This is a genomic window from Bacillus cereus group sp. BfR-BA-01383 (assembly GCF_022663495.1).
In the GTDB taxonomy this organism is placed as follows: Bacteria; Bacillota; Bacilli; order Bacillales; family Bacillaceae_G; genus Bacillus_A; species Bacillus_A cereus_AU.
In genome coordinates this window covers 1-612 of the sequence record NZ_JAKUFP010000100.1, presented here as the reverse complement: position 1 = coordinate 612, position 612 = coordinate 1, and the positions used below count along the sequence as shown (strand labels likewise).

Below are 612 nucleotides of genomic sequence, written 5' to 3'. Positions count from 1 at the left end.
AAAATTAGAGTCACTTACGATGTAGAATTTAAGAAAAAAGCTATAGATTTATACTTAAAAGAAGGCATGAGCTATAAAACTGTTGCGAAAGAATTAGGTATTCATCACTCGGTTGTAAGTCGTTGGGTAAAACACTTTGAAGCTGAAGGTATCAAAGGATTAGAAGAAAAACGCGGTAAAGCGAAAGGACCAGGTTTAGGTAGACCAAGGGTTAGACCTGAAGATCCAGAAGCTAAGATTAAACGATTAGAAGCGGAAAATGAAATGTTAAAAAAGCTCTTAGGGATGTAAAAGGAGGCATGCAAGCTATATCCAAAACGAGAAAGTTTGAAGTGATATTTGAGATGTTAGAAAAGGGGTATACGGTTACCCTATTATGCACCATTGCTGGTATAACTAGAAGTGGGTATTACAAGTGGATAAAGCGGCACTTAGTGCCTTCTGAAAAACAACTAGAGGACACTAAAATCAAGAAAAAGATATTGGAGTGTCATAAAAAACTAAGAGGGATTTATGGATATAGAAGAGTGCAAGTGTGGCTGAAAGTCACATATAACCTTCATTTGAATCATAAGCGCATACAAAGATTGATGAATGAATTAGGCATCAAAG

2 protein-coding genes are annotated in these 612 nt (G+C 35.9%); both read left to right on the top strand.

Annotated features, from left to right (window positions below; all coding sequences use genetic code 11):
• Positions 1 to 291: transposase (locus MR065_RS27055; protein WP_242215742.1), on the top strand; the 291-nt coding region annotated here is incomplete at its 5' end.
• Positions 292 to 299: 8 nt separating this feature from the next.
• Positions 300 to 612: IS3 family transposase (locus MR065_RS27050; protein WP_242215741.1), on the top strand; the 313-nt coding region annotated here is incomplete at its 3' end.